The following is a 21,065-nucleotide window of genomic DNA, read 5'->3' on the forward strand; positions in this document are numbered from 1 at the left end:
CCACCGGCCCGCCCGGGATGGAGGACGCACACCATGCCCACCCTCGACGAGGCCAAGTACCCCAACAGCCGGGGCTCCGGCAGCACGGTGAAGGAGACCCTCGCCGAGTCCATCCCGCTCGTCGAGGCCACCCGCGGGCAGCAGCGGACCGGCGAACGGATGCGGATCAAGCTGATCTCCCCCGGATGGGGCAGCAGCGGGCACTACAACGAAGCCGTCCTCCGCAAGGCCGCCGACGATCAGATCTGGCCGTCGGGCACCCACATGTACCTCGACCACCCCACCGCCAGCGAAGGCGTCGAACGCCCCGAACGTTCCGTCCGTGACCTCGCCGCTGTGCTCACCACCCCCGCCACCTACGAACATGGGGCCCTGCACGCGGAGGCCCGCGTGTTCGGCCCCTACCAGCAGCTCCTCACCGACATGGCCGAGCACATCGGCGTGTCCATCCGCGCGGCCGGGATCGCCGAGCACGGCGAGGCCGAGGGACGCGAGGGCATCATCATCACCGAGCTCACCGAGGGCATCTCGGTCGACTTCGTGACCCGAGCAGGGCGGGGCGGCCAGATCGTCGAGGTCCTCGAAGCCGCACGCCACGAGATGGCGCTGTCCGAAGACGCTCCCGCCATCCGCGACGAGCGCATCACCCTGCCCCCCGACTTCAAGGCACTCGAATGGGCCCGATCCCAGGTCGACGTGCCCTACCAGCCGGGCACCCCCACGTCCGCCCCTGTGGCGGAGACCATCACGCCGGCGCCGCCGGCACTGCCCAACACGAATGGAGCTCCAATGGGAGACCCCACGGGCACGTCGCCGAGCGGCGGCGCCCCGACCGACGTGAGCGAGGCCGCGACCCTGCGGACCGAACTCGCCGAGACCAAGCAGCGCCTGGCCGAGGCCGAGCTGGAGATCGCCAAGCTCGGCGACCAGTCCCGCGAGCTGGAGGAGGCCAAGCGCGACCTCGCCGAGAGCAAGCGGGAGAACCTCCGTCTCCGCGCCAACGACGCCGCTCGCGACAAGGCGATCGAGAGCCTCAAGGAGTCCACGCTCCCCAAGGTCGCCCACGCCAAGGTCATCGCCTCCGTCACCGGCCCCAACGTCCCCCTCAACGAGGACGGCGCCCTCGACGAGGCCGCGCTGGTGAAGAACATCAAGGCCGCGATCCAGGAGCAGCGCGACTACCTGACCGCGTTCGCCGAGGAGTCCGGCATGGGCCAGGTCCGCGGCCTCGGTGGCTCGGCCGAGCCCCAAGTCGACACCGAGAAGGAGCTCGGCGAGGTCTTCGCCTCCCTGGGCATGACCGAGTCGGCCGCTAGCGCGGCCGCGAAGGGACGCTGACATGGCGACCAACCGCGTGTACGAGCACGGCACCCAGTTCGAGGCCAACGTCTCCGGCGTCACCGGCACCGGCGACGGCGGCCTCGTCATGTCCGGCGACCCCGTCGTCATCGGCCAGCTCCCCGGCGTCGCCCTCACCACCGAGGACGCCGACGACGGCATGGCCACCATCCAGACCGACGGCGTGTTCGACCTGCCCGTCAAGGGTGAGACCACCACCAACGCGGCCATCGCCGTCGGCGCGATCGTCTACTACGACGCCGCCGCCACCCCCCACAAGCTGAACGCCGACTCCACCAACGGCGTCCGCTTCGGCTACGCGCTGGAGGCCGTCTCCTCGGGGGCGACGACCACCATCCGCGTGAAGATCGGCTACTGAGGCCAGGAAGGAACCAGCAATGTCGAACCTCGACGTCCTGGCCGACGAGGGCACCCGCCCCGCCGCGAAGGCCACCCCGTCCTGGCTGCGCGAAGGTGCCGGCCACGCTATCCGCAAGCTCTCCGAACGGCAGCAGGTCAACCCGAACTACCAGCGGGACCTGGTCGAGGCGGGGCGCCTGTACGAGCGCGCCGTCCACGGCAACCGCCGCGCGATGCTCGACTTCGAGGAGGCCATGACCACCTCGGACTTCAGCATCCTGTTCGCCGACATCCTCGACCGGCAGGTGCTGGGCTCCTACCAGGACTGGCCGTCGGAGTGGGCCCGGTACACCCGCCGCGGCACGGTCAGGGACTTCCGCACGGTGAAGCGCTACACCCTCGACGGCGGCGCCGCCGTGCTGGGCGAGGTCCCCGAGCGCGGCGAGTACCCCGAGGCCGACGTCGTGCCCGGCGAGTACGAGTACCGGGTCTCCAAGCGCGGCCGGCGTCTCGACCACACCTTCGAGATGCGGGTCAACGACGACCTCGACATGTTCCGCGAACTGCCCATCACCCTGGGCCGCGCCTCCAGGATGACGGAGGACAAGTTCGTCACCGAACTGTTCGCCCAGTCCACCGGCCCGAACTCCACGTTCTTCTCCGTCGGCCACGGCAACATCGTCACCGGCAACCCCGTCCTGTCGGTCGACGGACTGCAGGACGGCATGACCCAGATGGGGCAGCAGCGCGACCGCGACGGCAACCCGATCTTCATCCAGTCGGTGAACCTGGTCGTGCCGCCGGCGCTGGAGGTCGTGGCGAACAACATCATCAATGCCACGGAGGTGCTCGCCGCGTCCGGCGGCGGCGACGGCACCGGCAACAACCAGCTCCGTACCGCCAACTGGCTGCGGAACAAGGTGAGCGTTGTGGTGAACCCGTGGCTGCCGATCGTCGACACCACCTCCGGCAACACCGCCTGGTACCTGATCGCCAACACCATGGCCGGGCGTCCGGCGATGGAGATCGGTTTCCTGCGCGGCTACGAGCAGCCGCAGGTGTTCGTCAAGGCCCCCGACTCGCTGCGGGTCGGCGGCGGGTCCGTGCCGGTGGAGGACGGCGACTTCGAGACCGACGCGATCCGGCACAAGGTGCGGCACATCCTGGGCGGCACGCTCATGGACTACCGCATGGCCGCGGCCTCGAACGGCTCTGGCTCCTGACCATGACCGACAGGCAGCTCCGCACGCCGAGAACACCGACGGACTCCTACCTGGCGGCGATCCTCGACACCCTCGGCGAGATCCGTGACCGTCTCCCCGCACTGGCTCCGGCCGAGCGGCCGGACGGGTCGGTGGAGCTGCGTGAGCCTGCCGCCTCCGCCCCCGCAGGCGGCGGGGAGGCGCCGCCCCCAGAGCCCTCCGGGGGCGGCGAAGGGCCGGGCGCCACTGCGGCGCGGCGCCCGGCCCGCACCTCCCCGGCCAAGACAGGGGCCCAGACCACCCGCAAGCGAGCCCCGAAAAAGGAGGCCACCTGATGGCCAGCACCGCGAAGGGCCAGCCGAACGGGCTGGCCACCCTCGACTCCAGCGGCCACGTGCCCGCCGCCCAGCTCGGCGACGTCGGCGGCTTCACCCAGGGCGCGGCCGTCGCCGACGTCGCCACGGCCAACGCGGACGCGACCTACGGACAGCCCGAGGCCGACCTGATCAACGAGCTGAAGACCAAGCTCAACGCGCTCCTGGACAGCCTCCGGGACGCCGGGCTCATCGACACCTGACCACGCGAGAGGAGGCGCAATGCCCATCGACTACACCACCGACGCGGGTCGTGTGCGCCTCCTGATCGCCGACACCAACGAACCCGATCTGCTGCTCACCGACGAGCAGATCGCCGCGTTCCTGAGCATGGCCCGCGGCGCCGGCACCCCCCGCATCAAGCGCGCCGCCGCGAGCGCGCTGGAGGCCATCGCCGCGTCCGAGGCTCTGGTGGGCAAGGTCATCCGCACCCAGGACCTGTCCACCGACGCTGCCAAGCTCGCGGCCGAGCTGCGCGCCCAAGCTGCGGCACTGCGCGGCCAGGCTGACGACGACGAGGAGAACGACCCCGACGGCGGCGGGATCTTCGACATCGTCGACATGGTCCCGCCGTTCCAGCGCCGCTGGACAGCCGAGGGCGCCGAGGCGGTGGACTGGTAATGCCCTTCCCCGGCACGCACGTCATCCCTCCGGACTGGTCCAGCCATCACCGGCCGACGGCCACCAGCGCGATGACCGCAACCTGCGTCATCGCCCGCGCCACCGGTCAGGGCATCACCGGGCCGACCGGCATCTGGGACCCCAGCGAGGCCACCACCATCTACACGGGGCCGTGCAGGGTCGTGCCCCGCGCGACCGACGAGGGCCGCCACCGCACCAGCGGAGAACGGCAGGTCACGCCGCGCCGCTACGAGGTCACCATCACCTACGACGCCGCCACGATCCGCCTCGGCGACCAGGTCCGCATCACCGCCGCCCAGGACGCGGGGCTCGTGGGGCTCACGACGCGGGTGATCGACGTGTCCTACTCGTCCGAGCAGTGGCAGCGCGTGCTGTTCACCCAGGAGTTGCAGGAGGACACCACGTGAGGATCACGATGGATGTCCGGGAGGTACGGCGCCTTGCAGACGACCTCGGCGACGCGGGGCCCCGCGTGGAGGAGAAGGTCAAGGACATCACCGAGAGGATCGGCCACGACGTCGTCCGCTCCGGACAGGTCGGGGCGCCGGTCGACACCGGCCACCTGCGCGCCACCATCGGCGTCGACATCGACCCTGATCGGCTCGGGTTCGAGGCTGGCCCCACGGCCTCGTACGGAGGGCACGTCGAGTTCGGGACCCTGCCGCATGAGATCCGCCGCCGCCCGGGCGGCCCGAGACTCCACTGGGTCGCCAACGGCACCCACCACTTCCGCGAGCGAGTCTGGCACCCGGGCACCGCGCCACAGCCCTACATGATCCCGGCGTTCGAACGGCACGTACCGCAGGCCGTGACCGCGATGGCGCGGGCCGCCGGGGACATCCTGTGATTCCGGTCGCTCCGGCTCGGCCCCACACCGACGCCGTGGTCGCCGCCCTCCAGGTCGCGGACGTCGCGGTCGGCCGCGGCGAGAAGCCACCCGGCGCGGGCTATCAGGGCCAGGACCAGAACTCCCAGCACATCCCCTACGCCGTCCTGTTCCCCACCCCCGGCACGCCCGACGGGAACGTGGCGGAGCCGTATGAGTACCTCGACTACACGGTGCAGGCCACCTGCGTGGGCGCCACCCAGGAAGGCGCCGAGGCGCTCGCCGACATGGTGAAGGTCGCCCTCGTGGGTCAGCGGCTCGCTATCGCGGGCAGGTCGTCCTACCGCGGCGAGCTCCTGGTGGACCGGCCCGCGACCCGCGACGACACCGTCGTGCCCCCCGAGCACTACGCCGTGCTGCAGATCCGCTGGCGCACCCAATCCACCTGACCCCGTCTCACGCGAGCCCGCCCACCCGCGGGCTCTCAGCCATGCCCACACATCGGAGGAGAGTCCGTTGGCCCAGCTCAACGTCCAGGCCGTGACCCGCGCGGGCACCGGCCTCAACCCCACCTACGTCACCGCCAGCGGCGGCGGCGACACCGTCCGCACCGGACCCCGCACGTTCCTGCACGTCAAGAACGGCCATTCGTCGCCGCAGACCGTCACGATCGTCACCCCTGGCACCTACAACGGCCTCGCCGTCGACGACCTGGAGATCGCAGTCCCCAACGCCGGCGAACGGATGATCGGGCCGATCGACGACACCTTCCGCGCCTCCACGGGCCTGGCGTCCATCACCTACTCCGGCACGACGTCGCTGACCATCGCCGCGATCCGGATCTGAAGAAGGAGCCCCGCCATGGCCGTCGGCTTCGTCCGCTGCCGCCGCAAGGACGACCACTCGGTCGTCACCGACATCGCCGAGACCGCCCTGCCGCACTGGCCCGACTGGGAGCCCATCCCCGCCAAGGAGCCCGCTCTCCCCGCCGAGCCGGCGTCCACCTCGGCGGAGACCCCGGCCGACCAGGGGTCCCCGAGCAGCACCACGACCGAGTCCGCCCGCAAGAGCCGCAGCCGTGCGGCCGACCCCAAGGAGTAGTGATCCCGCATGGCTGGAGCCGACCTGCTCGGTGACGGCAACGTCGCCGTGATCTTCGCGCTGTCCGTCGCGTCCATCTCCGCGCCCACCGCCTCCGAATGCAACGGCGGCACCGCCCTCCAGGAGTTCATCACCAAGGAAGGGCTGCAGATCGAGGCCGAGCAGGAGGCCGTGGACAACACCGCCCTCGCGAGCCGCAGCGAGACCGAGGACGCGGGCACCACCAAGTACCAGATCGAGCTGACCGTGAAGCGCAAGGAGGTCCCGGCCGAGGACGTCGGCTACAACACCCTCGTCGCCGGCCAGCTCGGCTACCTGATCGTCCGACGGGACAAGGCGCACGAGACCACGTTTGCCGCCGACGACCGCGTCGAGGTGTACCCGGTCCGGTGCGGTACGCAGCGGGACCAGCCGCCGGAGCTGAACACGCCGCAGACGTTCATGATCAAGCTGTTCAACCACACGGCGCCCGACACTCGCGCCGTCGTCGCGGCCTGAGCCGGGGAGCGGGGGCAACGCACCATGGCCACTTTCGAGGACATCCTCAAGAGCGCCAAGCTGCCGGAGGGCAGCGTGCCGCTCTGCCTGCGCGGCGACCTGCAGCGTCGCCACGAGGACCTGGAACGCGAACTCCAGGACGCGCAGGAGGCGGACAGGCAGGGCTCGTCGCTGGCGGACGGCGGGAAGGCCCGCAAGGTCGCCGAGGAGATTCAGCAGATCGAACGGGAGATGAGGGAGCACACGCACCCGTTCGCGTTCCGCGCTCTCCCGAGCCGGGAGTACCGGGACCTGGTCGCCGAGCATCCGCCGCGCAAGGACGACCAGATGGACGCCTTGTACGGGGTGAACATGCACACGTTCCCGCACACGCTGATCTCCAAGTGCTGCATCGACCCGCCGATGACGGTCGAGCAGGTCGCGGACCTGTGTGACGTCCTCACCGATGGGCAGCAGATGGACCTGTTCCTGTGCCCTGCGCAGCTCAATCGGGAACGGGTCGACATCCCAAAATCCGCCGCGGCCTCCGCGGTTCTGGCGAGTACCGCGCCGAAGTCGAAGCGGCCCGCGCCTGGGGTATCAGCAGGCGGCGGCTCCTCGGCTGGGAGCCTCGCCGGGTAACGACCTACACCTACGGAGAGGACGGGCGGCTGCTCCGCTCGGAGACCATCACCGAGCCGGAATGGGACGTGGAGTCCCGAGCCGAGGCCATCGCCCTCCTCGACGTCGAGGCCGACACCTGCACCGGCTGTGGGCAGCCTCTCTCCGAGACGACCCACCCGGACGCGTTCGGTGGCTACAAGACCGAGCCCCCCGTCCGGTGTAACGGCTGTGACGCCCTGAGGCTCGGCCAGAAGGACTATGCGGAGGTTCCGCACTTCCACACGCTGAGGTGGCGCGTCCACCGCACCTGGTGAAGGGGGTGACCCGCGCCCATGGCAGACCGCACCGTCTCCGTCCGGCTCCGCGCGGACGTCACCGCCTTCATCGCCGCGATGCGCGCCGCCGAACGCGCCGTCAACCGGTTCGGCGACGAGGCAGAACGCAACGCCAACCGGGCCCGCGTCTCCTTCGAGCAGCAGCGCGGCGGCGCCGACCGGCTGGAGCGCGAGCTGCGCCGCCTGATGGAGACGCAGCGGCAGCAGTCCGAGGAGTCACGGCAACAGTCCGAGGAGACCCGCCGCAACTCCGACGAGACCCGCCGCAGCACCGAGGAGAACGATCGCAACACCCAGTCGCAGAACCGGAACCGCCGCTCCACCGAGCAGGCCACCCGCGGCCTGACCGCACAGCGGGGCACCCTGGTCTCCCTCATCACCCTCGCAGGATCTGCTGGTGCGGCAGCGGTGTCCGCCGCGGTCGCGTTCGGTGCATTCGCCACGGTCGCCGCGCCCGCGGTCTACCGGGTGGTGTCCGCGCAAGAGGACCTGGCCGAGAACTGGTCGAAGCTGTCGGCCGAGGAGCGGGTGTCGGCGATCCAGGTCCGCGCCCTCACACAGGAGTACAGAGCCCTCGCCAAGAGCTATGAGCCGCAGGCGCTCGGAGCGTTCAACTCCATGATCTCCACGGCGCGGGGGCTGCTGCCGCAGATCGCGACCCTGGTCGGTGGTACATCCGGCTCCATCCAGACCTTCATCAACAGGATCAACGAGTTCGTCAGCGACCGGGTCGGCGGGGAGTTCCTCGCCTGGGCTGGGCGGGAGGCGCCTCGGGCGCTGGACGTCCTGGGCGGAACGCTCGTCACCGCCGGGGACACCGCCCTGGACCTGCTGCAGGACATCGAGCCGCTCGGCATCGGGCTGCTGCAGCTCACCCACGGCACCCTGTCGGCGATCAACGCGGTCGCCAACCTCAACCCGATGCTGGCGCAGTTCGCCGTGTCTGCACTGCTCCTGCGGGCGCCGCTGCTTGGGGTGGCGAACATGGTGGGCGGCACCCGGGACCGGATGCGCGCATTCTCAGCCGCGAACGCCGGCGCATCCCGCTCCGCCAAGATCCTGCACGGCGTCATGGCAGCGGGCCCGGCGCTGTACGTCGCCGCCGGCGCCGCGCTGGTGCTGTTCGCGATCCACGTGGCGAACGCCAAGACCGAGACCGACAAACTGATCGAAGGTCTCAAGATCCAGCACCGGGCGACCGGCAACAACTTGCAGGGCTACCAGTCGCTGCGCAACGAACTCCAGACCCGGTACGTCAACGCGGTCCGCGCCGCGGACGAGGCACAGCGCAAGTCGGTCAAGACCGCGCAGTCCTCCAAAGAGGGCACCGACGGGGCGCGGCAGTCCGCGGAGCGGATGCGCGATGCCCAGAAGCGGCTGAAGGAAGAGATCGAGGCGACCGACGCCAAGATCCAGACGATCAACCGGGCCGCGAACATCCTCGGCATCCGGTACGGCGTGACCGCCGACCAGGCCCGCCGCATGGCCGACGCCGCGGGCGTGGACCTGTCGACGGCGCTGGACGGCACCGGGAAGATCACCAACCAGGCCGCGGCGAAACTCGACCGGTACCGGGCCGCGGTCGAGCTGGCGAACCAGCCGATGAAGCAGATGGCGTTCGCCCTCCAGGACGCCGGCAACAAGGCACTCACCCTCACCGACCGGCTCAAGGCGCTGCAGGCCGCGTTCGAGGCCCAGTTCACCCCGAGCATCGCTGCCTACCAGGCCACCACCCAGCTCAAGGAGGGCTTCCGGACGCTGGCCGAGCAGATGTCCAAGGCCAAGGGCAGCATGGACGGGTCCTCGGCCGCCAGCTTGCAGTTGCGGAACGCCTTCGCTCAGCAGCTCACCACCCTGCAGCAGCTCCACACCTCGACATTCCAGCTCACGGGCGACACCAACCGGGCCAATGCCGCCGTCAACCAGTACCTGCCAGTTCTCTACGCGCTGGCAGGCGGCAACCGTGAAGCCCGCGCGCAGGTCGACGCCCTCGCCCGGGTGACCGGGTTCAACATCAACCAGACCAACATCTCCAAGCAGGCGTTCATCACGCAGGCCAGCGCGATGCTCGGCAGCAAGGCGTCGGCTGAGGCGCTGTGGCGGGCCTACGTCAGGCTTACCGGGGCCACCACTTCGGGGACGACCGCGGTCACGGGCTACATCGACCGGGTCCGCGCCGCCGCCAACGAGGAGCGGACCAAGGCGGCCCGTACGCATGGTGCTGCGACGGCACAAGGCGTGTTCAACACCAAGATCCGGGATGCGTTGCCGGTGCTGTACGCGCTGGCGGGCAACAACCGGGCGGCGCGGGCGCAGGTGGATGCGCTGGCTCGCAGCACGGGCCATGCGGCCGGGGTGACCAACACCAGCCGGGAGGCGTTCCTGCGGGCGGCGGCGGCGATGAAGATCGGCCGCGACCGCGCTGAGGCGTTGTGGCGCGAACTGAACAAGATCAAGAACCGGGATGCGCACGTCAGCGTCACCGCTCAGGGGTCCTGGCACGCCAAGCAGCAGCAACAGTGGGCGGGCCGCTACCACGGCGGCCCCATCTACGCCTCCGTCCCCGGCGCGACCCGGGCCCGTGACTCCGTCCCGGCGATGCTGCGCGTCGATGAGCACGTATGGACGCCGGAGGAAGTGGACGCCGTCGGCGGTCACGCCGCGATGTACCGGCTCCGCGCCATGGCCCGTGCAGGCCAGCTCCAGGGCTACGCCCGCGGCGGCAAGGTGTCGCTCTCCAATGACCGCCGGTCCACGCCCCGTGTGGTCGGAGACGTGGTCGAGCCGATCAACGTCGGCGTCGCCGGGATGATCGCCTCCATTGCCAAGGTGTTCGCCGCCGCCTACAAGAAGATGATGTCCGGCGGCGGCGTGGTTGCCGCGGCCCGCTCTCAGATCGGCGTGCCCTACTCCTGGGGTGGTGGCGGACCGGGTGGCCCGAGCCGCGGCATCGGCCGCGGCGCCGGGACCGTGGGCTTCGATTGCTCGGGCTTGACCGAGTACGCCTGGTGGCGCGGGCGGCGCGTGTCGATCGGCGGGGTGACCTACAGCCAGTACCCCAACTCCACGCCAACCGGGCGCCGGCCCGGTGCGCTCGGGTTTCCGCACATGAACCACGTCGTCCTCGCCTCCGACAAACCGGGCTACATCATCGAGGCCCCGTACACCGGTGCCCGCGTCCGTGAGGTCCGCTCCTCCCGCGGCTACGAGTGGCGTTGGCCGAAGGGTGCTGGCAAGGCCAAGGGCGGCCCGGTCACCGAGCACGAACGCAGGCTTGGCCGCCGGTTCGTTGACTCCTCCGGCGGGCCGTTCATCGTCGAGGCCAAGACCCTGGAGATCGCCGGGGACCCCGGCGGCATGGGCATCGCGGGCTATGGGGCCGGCGGCTGGGTGTCCGGCCGGCCCGGACATGACCGGACCCTGGTCCGGGCGACGGCGGGCGAGTACGTCATCAACCGGCGTCGCGCTGCCGAGCATCCTGGCCTGGTCGAGGCCGTCAACGCCGGGCGGGTTGGGGAGGCGATGGTGAGGCCCACCATCCGCGCGTCTGCCGCGGTTGCCGGCGGCGGCGCTGGCGCTGGTGGAGGCCGTGGGGCCGGCAACTTGACGGTGGTGCTCCAGATGGAGAACCACGGCGTGATCGGGTCGCGCATCGAGGCGGAGAACTGGCTGGCCAAGGGCTTGGAAAGCCTGCGCCGCCAAGGGCGCCTGCCGGTGCAGCCCTCCGGTCGAGGCTGAAAGGGATACCCATGGGATTGAGCCCCGCAGGCAAGAACGTGATGCTGGACGCCTGGGGCGCCGTCGCCGTCTGGCTCAGCCTCCACGACGGCGACCCAGGGACTACAGGAGCCAACGAGCTGGCGGGCGGATCCCCGGCCTACGCCCGGCAGCTGGGCGCATGGGACCCCGCCACGGGCGGCGTGATCACCCTCGCCGGTTCAGAGACGTTCGACGTCCCTGCGAGCTCGGACGTTACCCACTTCGGGGCGTGGTCGGTGGTCAGCGGCGGCACCTTCTACGGTGGCGGGGTGGTCTCGTTGCCCGAGTCGTTCAACGGCCAGGGCATATACATCCTGGACGACACCACGAGCTTCACTCAGACCTGACATGGCCCTCCCGCTCGTAGCCACCGCCGAACAGGGAGTTCTGGGCGCCACGGTCGGCACCGGCGAGTCCGGGTCCGGCGACCCCTGGGACGCGGTCGTCGGCACGCCGACGATCACCTACCAGTCCGAGCACGCCCGCGGCCGGATGGCCTACCAGGTCGTCGCCGGGGCGGCCGCGCAGCAACTGGTGTGGACGTCAGCCAGCGTCGGATCGGTCGCTCAAATCTACGGCCGGTTCTACCTGTGGTCCCATGCGCACCCCAGCACGCCCACGGGGGTCTTCCGGTTCGTGGCGTCCGGGTCGCAGACGGCGAGGCTGCGGTACGGCAACGACGGCACGCTCGTCCTGGCTGACGCAGGCAACGCCACCGAGATCACCACGGCCGCGATCTCCACCGGCAAGTTGATCCGCGTCGGGTTCCGTGTCCAGTTCGTCGCGACGAACGCAACCCTCGTGATCAACGTCTACGACAATCCGGCATCCCTCACGCCGTCCGACACCGCGTCGATCTCGACGGCCGCCGGTGTCGGCACGGCCTGCGACCGTGTCGAGATCGGCTCCTTCAACTCGGCTACCTGGACCGGATGCCTCTCTGACATCGCCCTGTCGGCCACCGGCGAGCCCGGCCCGATCGTGTCCACCCCACCCGTCCCGGCGCTGCGCCGCCAGACCAGAGCCCTACTCGTGAGGTGATGATGGGACGCCGCTACACCGCCCCGATCAACGTCGGCGCGCACACCACGCAGCTCGACTACTTCGAGCTCCTCGCCGGAACGGGCAAGCCCGTCAAACTGCTGTGCTTCGAGCTGGGCCAGACCACCGAGCTGGGCGACGCGCAGGAAGAGATGATCCCGCTCGTCCTCAAGCGCATCACCGGCTCCCCGACCTCTGGTTCGGGCGGGGCCACGCCGACGCTTCAGCCCGTGCTAGCCAGCGGCGCGGCATCCGGTGCGACCCTGGAGACCGGCAACACCACCAAGCTCACCGGCGGCACGACGGCAGAGCTGGCACGGTTCGTATGGAACGTGCGCGCCGGCCTGCTCTACCAGCCGCCCCCGGAGGAACAGATCGTCGCCGACGCCGGAACCCGGCTCGTCCTCGAAGAGGTCGGCACACCCGCCGACTCCATCACAGGACCGATCGGCCGGATCGTCGTCGAAGAGATCGTCTGACCAGTGCGCGGCGTCTGGCGGCGGCCCTCCCGCGTCTACTACGGACGCCGCCGCCCCCTCCCACCATCGGAGGGCGGCCCGCCGCATGGCGCTGGCACCATCACCGCCACCGGCGTCCTCACCGGCCACGGCACCAAGCACGCCACCGGCGGCGGCACCATCACCGCCACAGGCGCCCTCCAGGGGGCCGGAACCAAGCACGCCACCGGGGCCGGCTCAATCACCGCGACCGCGACCCTGACCGGCTCAGGCTCCGGCTACGTCCCCGGTGAGGCCCATTTCCGCTTCGCCATCGACTGGGACGGCGACGGCGACTTCACCGGACCGGGCGAAGACGTCACCGACCAGGTCCTGGCCAAGAGCGGATTCTCCACCGAGTTCGGCCGCGACCAGGCACGGGCCCTCTCACCACCAGCGTCCGGCCGCGCCACCTTCACCCTCAACAACATCTCCCGCAACTACAGCCCCGACAACCCCGCCTCCCCCCTCGCCGACGACCTCCTGCCCGCCCGCGAAGTCCTATCGACCGTTGAACTCGACGGCGTTACCCGCGCGCTGTTCCGCGGCCACCTCGATGACTTCGAAGTGAAGGTCGAGAAGAACGTCCGCGAGGTCGACTGCGTCGCCTTCGACCCCCTCGCCAAGCTCAAGGACAACAAGGTCTCAACGCAGCTGTATGCGGGCATCCGCACCGGCGAAGCAATCAACGTCATCCTCGATGCCGCCGACTGGCCCGCCGACCTCCGCGACCTGGACGTCGGCGCAACCGTCATCCGCTGGTGGTGGGAAGAGGGCACTGATGCCTGGGATGCGATCCTCAAACTGGTCAACAGCGAAGGACCGGCGGCGATCGTCCACGCCGACGAAGACGGCCGCATCGTCTTCCGGGACCGCCACCACCGGATCCTCGACGCCGGCTCCACCACATCGCAGGCGACCCTCACCGACGGCGCCAACGGCTACGAGCCGGCGTTCTCCGGCATCACCTACAACCACGGGCTGAAAGACATCGTCAACCATGTCGCGATCTCCGTCGACGAGCGCGACCCCTCACCAGAGCCCGAAACGGTCTGGGAGTCCGCCGACCTCCGCAACATCGGCGCAGGCGAGACGCTACAACTGACCGTCCAGACCAACGAACCGGTCATCGACGCGAACGTCACCTTCGACATCGTCACGGCCGGCACGGCGACCTCCACACTGCTACAGACCAGCGGCCAGGCCCTCACCCTGCAGATCACGGCGCCGGGCAGCGCCATCGCCATTGCCAACATCGTGGTCACTGCCCAGCCGGTCGCGGTCCGCCGCACCGTTCAGGTCCAGCAGGAGGACACCGCCTCCCGCGACAAGTACGGACAGAGGTCGCTGCCCTACGAGGCGCCCTGGGCAGGTGTGACCGACGCCGAGGCGATAGCCCAGATCATCGTCGGCGCCCGCTCCGAGCGACTGCCAACCGTGGAGATCCTTTTCTCCGACAGCAGCAACCCTTTGCGGATGGCGCAGCAGTTCGGCCGGGACCTGTCCGACCGGGTCCATCTCACCGAGGCCGAGACCGGGCTTGACACCGACTTCTTCATCGAAAAGATCGCGCACCGGGTGTCCGGCGGCGGCTTCGTGGCGACAACGTTCGGCTGCGAGAAGGCCGCCGTGCAGCCCACCGGAGTGTTCACCTTCAACGACTCGGCGAGGGGCTTCAACGACGGCGTATTCGGCTCTCCGGGGCTCGACGACCCGTCCAACACATTCGTCTTCGACCAGGCCGGGCGGGGCTTCAACGACGGCCTCTTCGCCACCTAGGAGGGCCCTGTTGATCGCACGCGCCTACGTCAACCACGGCCGATGGGTGGCCGGATGCCCACGCGAGTTCTGCACGAACGCCCTGGAGCTGCAGCCGCGGCAGGCACGGTTCTCGTGCACGACCGTCCCGGACGGGTGTGGCCTTGATGCGCCGATCGAGTGGCCGCCCGACGCCGACGACATCTGGGCGGCGTTGATGCGGCGGCCGGTGCCCGCGACGCGGAACTGGTTCCCGACTGGACACGAGCTCGCGGTCCGGGCCGGGTGCCCGCACGGGCAGACGGCTGCGGACCTGCTGGCCGAGGGAGAGATGTACGGCGTGAGGGGGGTGCGCTGATGGCGTGGACGGCGCCGATGACGGCCGTGGCGAACACCGCGTTCACCGCGGCCCAGTTCAACCAGCACGTCCGCGACAATCTGCTGGAAACCGCCGTGGCGAAGGCGACCGCGGCGGGGCAGATCTTCGTGTCGACGGGTGCGAACGCGTTGGCCGCGCGGACGGTCGGGTCGCACTCGGTGAACGTTGCTCAGTCCACCACCTCGTCGTCGTACACCGACCTGTCGACGGTGGGGCCGCAGGTCACCGTGACCACGGGCACGCGGGCGATCGTGTTCTTCGAGGCCCAGATCCAGAACTCCCTGGCCAACGCGGCGACCCGGTGTGCGGTGGAGGTGTCGGGTGCCTCGTCGATCGCGGCGTCGGACTCCGAGGACCTGTATATGGACGGGTTGCCCGCATCGCAGCAGTTCCGGTCGGCGGCGTTCACGACGTTTACCACGCTCACGCCGGGGTCGAACACCTTCACCGTCAAATACAAAATCAACTCCGGTACGGGGACATTCACCGACCGGCAGATGCTCGTCATCCCGCTCTGACCACGACGCCTCCCCAGCCGACACCATCTTCCGTGAGGAGTGCCTCATGCCCCTGCCCTTCCAGCCGATCCGCATCCGCTACGGCTACAAGACCGGCGACTCGATCCATCCCATCCCCTCCCACGACCCCGCCATCGGCGGCAACCCGCTGCTGGTCCACTTCTCCGAGGACCTGGAGGACCCCAAGTCCCACCACTCCGACGCCGGCGGCGTGTCCATCGTGTGGGGCCCGAACATCGGCTCCTCCGGGGCGCTGGTGGACGGCACGGTCAGCCTGTGGATCCGGGACCTGTGGGCGCCGGCGCCCGACGAGCGGACCGAGTTCCAGATCCGGCTGCTGAAGTACAAGACCGCCGACTACTCCCTGGTCAACATGACCGCGCAGATGTTCTCCCAGGAGTACTACGCCCCGCTGCACCACGACGACCTCGTTTGGGACAGCAGCGGGAACGTCATCCCGGACGCGCCCGGGCACCGGTCCTGCAACGCGCACGTTACCTTCCACTGGACGGCCGAGGAGGTCAAGGCCGACGAGTGCCTGCGGGTCGCGATCGCCCAGTACCACGGCCAGCGCCCCGACGGCAGCATCCTCGTCCCCGGCTACGACCTGCCCTATCCGGGGCACGTGTGGCGGGCGCAGGGCCGCCTGAAGGTCTGGCCTCGGTGACCGTCCCTTACGAGGCGCCCGACACCCGCTTCGGCCTGTCTCTGGAGACGGCCCTCGACGGTATCGGCGACCGCGTCGGCCTGCACGAGGCCACGTACGGGGCGCCTTTCGATGCCTTCGTGGGCAAGACCGACGATGACAGGCTTGCCGCGGCGTTCAGCTACGCCAGGGCGCAGACGCGGCCGCCGGCCATCGTGCTCGGCAACCGTGAGTACAGCCTTTCCAAGGGGCCGTACCCGTACTTCCCAGGGCTGCGCCTCGTGGGGTCGCTGGGGAGCGGGGAGCGCGAGTTCGCCATGACGGGTCCGCACAGCGTGGTCCGGGTGGGCGGGTCGGCGCTGTTCGCTGTGCCCGCTGGCGAGGTGCGAAACATCTGGATCTCCGGCATCCAGTTCCGCGCTGCCTCGGCGTCCACGCACTTCCAGGTGCCGGTGACCGACCTGGCGAACGGGCCCCGCGTCCAGGACGCCACGTTCATCGACCTGGCCTGGGTCGGGTTCGCCACCGTCATGCACGCCCGCCACCTGCGGTGCCGCATCGACCGGACGTACTGCAACGAGGGCACGGACACGCAGTTCCGCCTGGCCGGGTCGGACAACTACTACTGGCTGACCGGCGGATACCTGTCCTCGACGAAGCTCGCCGCGGACCGGTTCTACCTGCACTTCCCCCACATGAGCAGGACGGACGTGGGCCCGCTGTACATCACGCCTGAGAAGGCCACAGGGATCAGGATCGACGGCGGGTACGGCGGGCTCACGTTCACCGGCACCAAACTCGACTCCACCGGCCGGGACGCCACGAGGGCGTGCCAGGGTGCTGCGGTCCTCATCACCGGGGGCAGAGGCATCACGTTCGACAAGGCGTGGTTCTTCGGCAACGCCGTCAACCCGGCCGCCACGGGCCGCACGCCGGCCGACCGCGGGCAGGTGTTCATCCGCGGGGCCGCGGCCGACGTCACCTTCATGACGCCCCAGTTCAGCGGGTTCGACGCGCAGGCCGGGCACACCCCCTCGACGACGCCCGCGATCTACGCCACCAGCACCGCCCGCGGCGTGCGGGTGGTCGCGCCGATGGCCCCCAACGGCGGGACCAAGCTCATCCAGCAGCAGACCGCCGGGACCGTCTCGACCTTCGCGGCCGACGGTTGGTCGCTGAGCGTTGCCTGACCTGCAATAACGAGAGGATGTGATCGGGTGTGGCGTGGCCCGGCGTGGGTGACGGTCCTGCGAGACGTGTTGCTGCTGGTGCTGCCCAGCGGCGCGTTCATTTTGGAGGCACTGAAGGACAAGCCTTCGGTCGAGCTCCTGATCCTGTACGTGGCGCTGGTGGCGTTTCCGGGTCTGGCTGGGGCTCTGACCCTGGCGAGGCACGGGCCTGGCGGTATCGAGCCGCCGTCGTCGCCGCCTCCTTCTCTGCCGCCCTCCTCGCAGCCGCCTTCATCGTCTACCACTGCGCGCTGACATGAGGGGCGTCGTGACGCCCACGGGCGCGCTGCGGGCCCGGTGGTCGGTGCTGATGGTGCTGGTGACGGCGGTGCTGATCACGCTCGCGAACGTGGCGTTCACGAGCTACGTGCAGCGACAGGGCGATCAGCGGCAGGCCGAGCAGCAGCAGCGGGAGAAGCGGGCGCAGGAGGCGTCGCAGCGGCAGACCCTCGCGGTGGTGTGCGCGTGGCTGGAACTGCGGATCAACCCGGAGCCGCCGCCGACAACCGCGCGGGGCCGGGAGCAACTGGCCGCCGACCAGAGGCTGTATCAGCAGTTCGGCTGCAAGGAGACGAAGAGATGAGCGAAGAAGAGATGAGCGAGGCCGAGCTGGTGGAGCGGGACGTCGACGAGGACCCGGCGGCGCACAACGCCACCGAGGACGACGAGGAGGCCGTGCTGCGCGGCCTGTACGGCGAGCGCATCCGGGGCCTCTACCTCGGAGAGGGGGCCTGATGGGTACGGCGGCCGAGATGCTCAGGCAGGCCCGCGCGAGCATCGGCATCGCGAGGCGCCCGAACGTCATCACCCGCGAGTACGCCAACCGTCACGGCTCGGAGTTCCTGACCGCGGCCTGGTGCGACATGGCGGTGACCTACTGGGCGCGGCACTCGGGGAACACGGCCGCGGTGCTGCCGGGCGGCGACCGCGCGTACACGGTGTGGCACGCCCAGGACTTCCAGAAGGCGGGCCGCTGGTACAAGGGCACCGCCGCGAACGTGGACGCGGCCAAGCCGGGCGACATCGTGTTCTTCGACTGGGGCGGCGCCGACTCGGTCGGCGCGATCGACCACGTGGGCGTCATCGAGAAGGCGCTCGGCGGCGGCCGGGTCCAGACCATCGAGGGGAACACGGGCGACCAGTGCCTGCGGCGCGTGCGGTCGTACACGGTCATCGCCGGGTACGGCCGCCCGAAGTACGACGCCCCGAAGCCGAACTACTGGGACGTGCAGTCCACGGTCGCCGGTCGCCGCGTCCGGGTGCCGTGGGCGACCCCGTTTCTGAAGCGGGGCATGGAGGGCGCGAGGGTCCGCTGGCTGCAGGACGCCCTGAAGGGCCTGGGCTACTCCATCCCCACGGCGGGTGACGACTTCGGCCCGATCACCGACGCGGCTCTGCGCGACTTCCAGTCCAAGCACCGCGACGAGCGCGGGCAGAAGCTGGAGCAGGACGGCATCTACGGCCACCACTCAGCCAGGGCGCTGTTCATCGCGCACGGTGGCAACGCCGAGGACGCCGTCTGACCGAGCCCCGTTCGGAACCTTAAGAGAAGGCGTGAATTCTTCACACGCATTCTTTAGGTTCGCCCTCACCTGCACAAACATGCCGCCGGTATATCAGCCGGTATGAAATCGGGCCGGAAACCGGTCCTGTGACCCAAGGAGGTCGCAATGCCCAAGTTCCTCGGCCGCGACCCGGCCATCTGGCTGGGCCTCGTCGCCATCGCCGTCCAGTTCCTCGTCGCCTGGGGCGTCGACCTGAACGAGGAGCACCAGGCGCTCATCAACGCCGCTGCCACCGCCGCCATGGGCCTGCTCGTCGCCCTGTCGGTGGCTCGCGACCAGATCGTCGCCGCGGCCGCCGGGCTCCTGACCGCCGTGCTCCAGCTCGGCGTGAGCTTCGGGTGGGACCTGTCGCAGGAACGGATCGCGACGGCGGGTGCTCTGCTGACCGCGCTGCTGGCCGCGTGGCTGCGGACGCAGGTGACGGCCCCGGTGGCGCCGGACGGGAGCAGGGTGCGGAAGGTGACGCCGGTGGGGCCGCCTGGGACGTGACGACTGGTCCGGGTGTGGGCGCCCGTCCTCTGCTTCGGCGGAGGGCGGGCGCTCTTGCACGTCCGGGCGTCTTGCATTCGTGCTTATTTCATAAGCATCTCGGGTGGGATGCTTGTTCTAGAAGCAGGTCAGGTGCCGTCGCTTACGATTGACGTAGGCCAACTGCGCTGGCCGGTTCCCCGCTGATCACGGGGGCGAGGCGACACCAGCCGTTTCCGCGGCCACGTTGCCAGCGCACGGGCGTAGCTCAAGGGGTACAGAGCGGTCGGGGACTATCCGGCATGGACTCCGGTTCGACTCCGGACGCCGAACGGCCCGTCCCTTCGGGGGCGGGCCGTTTCGTCTTGCCCTGACCAGCAGGTATGGCGCAGGCTGGGCGGATGTGGTCCCCCACCTGCCCGTACGGCCACCCGCTCACCCCGGGCGACGTGCTCGTCGGCTGGTCGCCGTGCACCTGCCCGCCAGCATGGGCCGCACACAAAGGCCACAGATCCCTGCAGTGCTGGACCTGCCACGCGTACGGCATCACCAGCGTGCGGTACGAGCCGCCCCACATCGGCGGCGGCCACCCCAACCGGCGCAACACACCCGCACACTAGCTACCGCCCAGGCGCCCAGTTCTTCTGACACCACCAACGCAACTCCCGCTCCACTCGATCACCCGTCTCGTTCTCCCCAGTGAAGTTCTTCGCCAGGTCATACATGCCAACCACCTCCGTCTGCTTCGCCGACGTCACCGCCCTGAACTCCATCAGCCCGGCCTCCAACTCCGCCCCACTCCCACCCTCCGCGCGCTTGCGCACCGCCTGGTCGAGCTGCTCACACGCCAACCGTGCATGCGAGTCGAGCTGAACCGTCGGCGACGGGGTCGGAGTAGGGGACGGCGTCACCCCTCCAGCGCTGTCCGTACCTCCGCTGCAGCCGGCCAGCGGCGCGAGGGCGAGAAGGGCGGCGGCGACGGCGAGACGCATCAGGGGGCTCCCGGGTGAGCGGACGGCTGGTGTCCTGTGGGACGCGCGCCGGCCCGCGGGGGTTACCGGCTGGCCCGCCCCGGCCACGGCTGGTCGCGCGCCCCGGCCCGTGGTTCCCAGCCAAACGCGAGGGGCCGGGGCGCTGACCTGACCACCCCTAACAGACGGGTGTGGTTCCTTCGAGGCTAGGCAACTCGTATGCCTACGTCTACCTACGACTGCATACGTAGATCAACAACGTTGATCGTTTAGGTACCTCTACGTTGTCCCGCGTGACCGTGGATCATGACGCCGACGTGCCCGTCTACCAGCAGATAGCGCACATCATCAAAGCGCGCATAGATGCCGGGCAGATCGCCCCCAGACGGCGCATCCCGTCCGAGTCGACCATGGTCCAGGAGTTCGGCGTCGCCCGCGTCACAGCCCGACGAGCCGTCGCCTACATGCGCCAGCAGGGGTGGGTCTACACCGTGCCGCAACGAGGGACGTTCGTCTCGGAGCCGGAAGACGAGGAGCCCGCCGGCTCCTGACAAGCTTGCTGGTCACGTCTAGCATCCCGGCATGGATGCCCAGGAGTCCGCAATCCTCACCCTCGGCCTCTACTACTCCCTGCACGGCTACGTCCGCGGCCCGATCCCCGAGCGGCTGCGCGCGGAGGGCTGGCGGTATCACAAGGGCTGGGAGGTGCGGATCTTCGTGCCGCCCGGCGAGCTGGAGTTCCTGCGGCAGGTGATTGCGCGGGCGGGGTTCACGGTGGCGCGGCCGTTCGAGAAACGAGGGCGGGTGGTGCAGCCGGTGTATGGGCGTGAGGCGGTGACGGCGATTGTGCGCTCGGCTGGCGGGGAGGCGCCGCCGTCCGGGTTGCGGTGAGCATGGGACCGCCCGCCTGCTCGTGTTGAGCGGGCGGGCGGCTTCCTCTTTTCGGAGCGGGATT

At 69.9% G+C, this 21,065-nt stretch carries 31 protein-coding genes; 30 read left to right on the plus strand and 1 reads right to left on the minus strand.

Going from position 1 to position 21,065, the window contains the following annotated elements; translation table 11 throughout:
• The first annotated feature begins 33 nt into the window (after positions 1–33).
• The 28 genes from ACZ466_RS18070 to ACZ466_RS18205 all read left to right on the plus strand — a co-directional run bounded on the left by ACZ466_RS18070 (position 34) and on the right by ACZ466_RS18205 (position 19,160).
• Positions 34–1,338 carry a hypothetical protein gene (locus ACZ466_RS18070; protein WP_378280317.1) on the plus strand — a complete coding sequence of 435 codons (1,305 nt, stop codon included), beginning with the start codon at positions 34–36 and terminating at the stop codon, positions 1,336–1,338.
• A 1-nt stretch (position 1,339) separates the two neighbouring features.
• On the plus strand, positions 1,340–1,717 hold the full coding sequence (locus ACZ466_RS18075; protein ID WP_378280318.1) for a capsid cement protein: 378 nt from the start codon (positions 1,340–1,342) through the stop codon (positions 1,715–1,717).
• A 19-nt stretch (positions 1,718–1,736) separates the two neighbouring features.
• Positions 1,737–2,921: a phage major capsid protein gene (locus ACZ466_RS18080; RefSeq protein ID WP_378280320.1), complete on the plus strand. Its 1,185-nt coding sequence runs from the start codon at positions 1,737–1,739 to the stop codon at positions 2,919–2,921.
• Positions 2,922–2,923: 2 nt separating this feature from the next.
• Positions 2,924–3,235 (plus strand): hypothetical protein, encoded by a 312-nt coding sequence (locus ACZ466_RS18085; protein WP_378280322.1) that lies wholly within the window; start codon positions 2,924–2,926, stop codon positions 3,233–3,235.
• Positions 3,235–3,477, plus strand: coding sequence for a hypothetical protein (locus ACZ466_RS18090; RefSeq protein ID WP_378280323.1), 243 nt, complete (start codon positions 3,235–3,237; stop codon positions 3,475–3,477). Before ACZ466_RS18085 ends, ACZ466_RS18090 begins: the two co-directional genes overlap by 1 nt.
• Positions 3,478–3,496: 19 nt before the next feature.
• Positions 3,497–3,895, plus strand: coding sequence for a hypothetical protein (locus ACZ466_RS18095; protein ID WP_378280324.1), 399 nt, complete (start codon positions 3,497–3,499; stop codon positions 3,893–3,895).
• Positions 3,895–4,323: a DUF6093 family protein gene (locus ACZ466_RS18100; protein ID WP_378280326.1), complete on the plus strand. Its 429-nt coding sequence runs from the start codon at positions 3,895–3,897 to the stop codon at positions 4,321–4,323. Before ACZ466_RS18095 ends, ACZ466_RS18100 begins: the two co-directional genes overlap by 1 nt.
• On the plus strand, positions 4,320–4,763 hold the full coding sequence (locus ACZ466_RS18105; RefSeq protein ID WP_378280328.1) for an HK97 gp10 family phage protein: 444 nt from the start codon (positions 4,320–4,322) through the stop codon (positions 4,761–4,763). Before ACZ466_RS18100 ends, ACZ466_RS18105 begins: the two co-directional genes overlap by 4 nt.
• On the plus strand, positions 4,760–5,191 hold the full coding sequence (locus ACZ466_RS18110; RefSeq protein WP_378280330.1) for a hypothetical protein: 432 nt from the start codon (positions 4,760–4,762) through the stop codon (positions 5,189–5,191). Before ACZ466_RS18105 ends, ACZ466_RS18110 begins: the two co-directional genes overlap by 4 nt.
• Positions 5,192–5,258: 67 nt before the next feature.
• Positions 5,259–5,588 (plus strand): hypothetical protein, encoded by a 330-nt coding sequence (locus ACZ466_RS18115; RefSeq protein WP_378280332.1) that lies wholly within the window; start codon positions 5,259–5,261, stop codon positions 5,586–5,588.
• Between the two features lie 15 nt (positions 5,589–5,603).
• Positions 5,604–5,843 carry a hypothetical protein gene (locus ACZ466_RS18120; RefSeq protein WP_378280334.1) on the plus strand — a complete coding sequence of 80 codons (240 nt, stop codon included), beginning with the start codon at positions 5,604–5,606 and terminating at the stop codon, positions 5,841–5,843.
• Positions 5,844–5,852: 9 nt separating this feature from the next.
• Positions 5,853–6,341 (plus strand): phage tail tube protein, encoded by a 489-nt coding sequence (locus tag ACZ466_RS18125; protein WP_378280336.1) that lies wholly within the window; start codon positions 5,853–5,855, stop codon positions 6,339–6,341.
• Positions 6,342–6,365: 24 nt separating this feature from the next.
• On the plus strand, positions 6,366–6,962 hold the full coding sequence (locus ACZ466_RS18130) for a hypothetical protein (RefSeq protein ID WP_378280338.1): 597 nt from the start codon (positions 6,366–6,368) through the stop codon (positions 6,960–6,962).
• Positions 6,963–7,030: 68 nt separating this feature from the next.
• Positions 7,031–7,258 (plus strand): hypothetical protein, encoded by a 228-nt coding sequence (locus ACZ466_RS18135; RefSeq protein WP_378280340.1) that lies wholly within the window; start codon positions 7,031–7,033, stop codon positions 7,256–7,258.
• Positions 7,259–7,465: 207 nt separating this feature from the next.
• A complete protein-coding gene (locus tag ACZ466_RS18140; RefSeq protein ID WP_464043884.1) occupies positions 7,466–11,017 on the plus strand; it encodes a hypothetical protein in 3,552 nt (1,183 codons plus the stop codon).
• Positions 11,018–11,028: 11 nt separating this feature from the next.
• Entirely contained in the window at positions 11,029–11,385 is a 357-nt protein-coding gene (locus ACZ466_RS18145) for a phage tail fiber protein (protein WP_378280343.1), read from the plus strand.
• A 1-nt stretch (position 11,386) separates the two neighbouring features.
• Positions 11,387–12,079, plus strand: a complete 693-nt coding sequence (locus tag ACZ466_RS18150) for a hypothetical protein (protein WP_378280345.1) — start codon at positions 11,387–11,389, stop codon at positions 12,077–12,079.
• Positions 12,076–12,558, plus strand: a complete 483-nt coding sequence (locus ACZ466_RS18155; protein ID WP_378280347.1) for a hypothetical protein — start codon at positions 12,076–12,078, stop codon at positions 12,556–12,558. Before ACZ466_RS18150 ends, ACZ466_RS18155 begins: the two co-directional genes overlap by 4 nt.
• A gap of 3 nt (positions 12,559–12,561) precedes the next feature.
• Entirely contained in the window at positions 12,562–14,355 is a 1,794-nt protein-coding gene (locus ACZ466_RS18160; RefSeq protein ID WP_378280349.1) for a hypothetical protein, read from the plus strand.
• 10 nt (positions 14,356–14,365) lie between these two features.
• Positions 14,366–14,692 carry a hypothetical protein gene (locus tag ACZ466_RS18165; RefSeq protein WP_378280351.1) on the plus strand — a complete coding sequence of 109 codons (327 nt, stop codon included), beginning with the start codon at positions 14,366–14,368 and terminating at the stop codon, positions 14,690–14,692.
• Positions 14,692–15,231, plus strand: coding sequence for a hypothetical protein (locus ACZ466_RS18170; RefSeq protein ID WP_378280353.1), 540 nt, complete (start codon positions 14,692–14,694; stop codon positions 15,229–15,231). Before ACZ466_RS18165 ends, ACZ466_RS18170 begins: the two co-directional genes overlap by 1 nt.
• A 46-nt stretch (positions 15,232–15,277) precedes the next feature.
• Entirely contained in the window at positions 15,278–15,898 is a 621-nt protein-coding gene (locus tag ACZ466_RS18175; RefSeq protein WP_378280355.1) for a hypothetical protein, read from the plus strand.
• Complete coding sequence (locus ACZ466_RS18180; protein WP_378280357.1) at positions 15,895–17,067, plus strand: hypothetical protein; 1,173 nt, start codon at positions 15,895–15,897, stop codon at positions 17,065–17,067. The genes ACZ466_RS18175 and ACZ466_RS18180 overlap by 4 nt, the downstream gene beginning before the upstream one ends.
• Before the next feature lie 66 nt (positions 17,068–17,133).
• Positions 17,134–17,361 carry a hypothetical protein gene (locus ACZ466_RS18185; RefSeq protein ID WP_378280359.1) on the plus strand — a complete coding sequence of 76 codons (228 nt, stop codon included), beginning with the start codon at positions 17,134–17,136 and terminating at the stop codon, positions 17,359–17,361.
• 13 nt (positions 17,362–17,374) lie between these two features.
• Positions 17,375–17,689 (plus strand): hypothetical protein, encoded by a 315-nt coding sequence (locus ACZ466_RS18190; protein ID WP_378280361.1) that lies wholly within the window; start codon positions 17,375–17,377, stop codon positions 17,687–17,689.
• Positions 17,686–17,841 (plus strand): hypothetical protein, encoded by a 156-nt coding sequence (locus ACZ466_RS18195; RefSeq protein WP_378280363.1) that lies wholly within the window; start codon positions 17,686–17,688, stop codon positions 17,839–17,841. Before ACZ466_RS18190 ends, ACZ466_RS18195 begins: the two co-directional genes overlap by 4 nt.
• Positions 17,841–18,629, plus strand: coding sequence for a CHAP domain-containing protein (locus ACZ466_RS18200; protein ID WP_378280365.1), 789 nt, complete (start codon positions 17,841–17,843; stop codon positions 18,627–18,629). Before ACZ466_RS18195 ends, ACZ466_RS18200 begins: the two co-directional genes overlap by 1 nt.
• Before the next feature lie 147 nt (positions 18,630–18,776).
• Positions 18,777–19,160, plus strand: a complete 384-nt coding sequence (locus tag ACZ466_RS18205; protein WP_378280367.1) for a hypothetical protein — start codon at positions 18,777–18,779, stop codon at positions 19,158–19,160.
• Positions 19,161–19,759: 599 nt separating this feature from the next.
• Here the strand turns inward: ACZ466_RS18205 and ACZ466_RS18210 are convergent.
• On the minus strand, positions 19,760–20,131 hold the full coding sequence (locus ACZ466_RS18210; RefSeq protein ID WP_378280369.1) for a hypothetical protein: 372 nt from the start codon (positions 20,129–20,131) through the stop codon (positions 19,760–19,762).
• 272 nt (positions 20,132–20,403) lie between these two features.
• Between ACZ466_RS18210 and ACZ466_RS18215 the strand changes: the two genes are divergently transcribed.
• Complete coding sequence (locus ACZ466_RS18215; protein WP_378280370.1) at positions 20,404–20,661, plus strand: GntR family transcriptional regulator; 258 nt, start codon at positions 20,404–20,406, stop codon at positions 20,659–20,661.
• A 31-nt stretch (positions 20,662–20,692) separates the two neighbouring features.
• Entirely contained in the window at positions 20,693–21,001 is a 309-nt protein-coding gene (locus ACZ466_RS18220; RefSeq protein WP_378280372.1) for a hypothetical protein, read from the plus strand.
• Positions 21,002–21,065: the final 64 nt, after the last annotated feature.

It is taken from the genome of Actinomadura rugatobispora (assembly GCF_055379765.1).

Coding starts and splice junctions, on each gene's coding strand:
- ACZ466_RS18070 (WP_378280317.1), top strand. CDS start 34: ATGCCCACCCTCGACGAGGCCAAGTACCCCAACAGCCGGGGCTCCGGC.
- ACZ466_RS18075 (WP_378280318.1), top strand. CDS start 1,340: ATGGCGACCAACCGCGTGTACGAGCACGGCACCCAGTTCGAGGCCAAC.
- ACZ466_RS18080 (WP_378280320.1), top strand. CDS start 1,737: ATGTCGAACCTCGACGTCCTGGCCGACGAGGGCACCCGCCCCGCCGCG.
- ACZ466_RS18085 (WP_378280322.1), top strand. CDS start 2,924: ATGACCGACAGGCAGCTCCGCACGCCGAGAACACCGACGGACTCCTAC.
- ACZ466_RS18090 (WP_378280323.1), top strand. CDS start 3,235: ATGGCCAGCACCGCGAAGGGCCAGCCGAACGGGCTGGCCACCCTCGAC.
- ACZ466_RS18095 (WP_378280324.1), top strand. CDS start 3,497: ATGCCCATCGACTACACCACCGACGCGGGTCGTGTGCGCCTCCTGATC.
- ACZ466_RS18100 (WP_378280326.1), top strand. CDS start 3,895: ATGCCCTTCCCCGGCACGCACGTCATCCCTCCGGACTGGTCCAGCCAT.
- ACZ466_RS18120 (WP_378280334.1), top strand. CDS start 5,604: ATGGCCGTCGGCTTCGTCCGCTGCCGCCGCAAGGACGACCACTCGGTC.
- ACZ466_RS18125 (WP_378280336.1), top strand. CDS start 5,853: ATGGCTGGAGCCGACCTGCTCGGTGACGGCAACGTCGCCGTGATCTTC.
- ACZ466_RS18130 (WP_378280338.1), top strand. CDS start 6,366: ATGGCCACTTTCGAGGACATCCTCAAGAGCGCCAAGCTGCCGGAGGGC.
- ACZ466_RS18140 (WP_464043884.1), top strand. CDS start 7,466: ATGGAGACGCAGCGGCAGCAGTCCGAGGAGTCACGGCAACAGTCCGAG.
- ACZ466_RS18145 (WP_378280343.1), top strand. CDS start 11,029: ATGGGATTGAGCCCCGCAGGCAAGAACGTGATGCTGGACGCCTGGGGC.
- ACZ466_RS18150 (WP_378280345.1), top strand. CDS start 11,387: ATGGCCCTCCCGCTCGTAGCCACCGCCGAACAGGGAGTTCTGGGCGCC.
- ACZ466_RS18170 (WP_378280353.1), top strand. CDS start 14,692: ATGGCGTGGACGGCGCCGATGACGGCCGTGGCGAACACCGCGTTCACC.
- ACZ466_RS18175 (WP_378280355.1), top strand. CDS start 15,278: ATGCCCCTGCCCTTCCAGCCGATCCGCATCCGCTACGGCTACAAGACC.
- ACZ466_RS18195 (WP_378280363.1), top strand. CDS start 17,686: ATGAGCGAAGAAGAGATGAGCGAGGCCGAGCTGGTGGAGCGGGACGTC.
- ACZ466_RS18200 (WP_378280365.1), top strand. CDS start 17,841: ATGGGTACGGCGGCCGAGATGCTCAGGCAGGCCCGCGCGAGCATCGGC.
- ACZ466_RS18205 (WP_378280367.1), top strand. CDS start 18,777: ATGCCCAAGTTCCTCGGCCGCGACCCGGCCATCTGGCTGGGCCTCGTC.
- ACZ466_RS18210 (WP_378280369.1), bottom strand. CDS start 20,131: ATGCGTCTCGCCGTCGCCGCCGCCCTTCTCGCCCTCGCGCCGCTGGCC.
- ACZ466_RS18220 (WP_378280372.1), top strand. CDS start 20,693: ATGGATGCCCAGGAGTCCGCAATCCTCACCCTCGGCCTCTACTACTCC.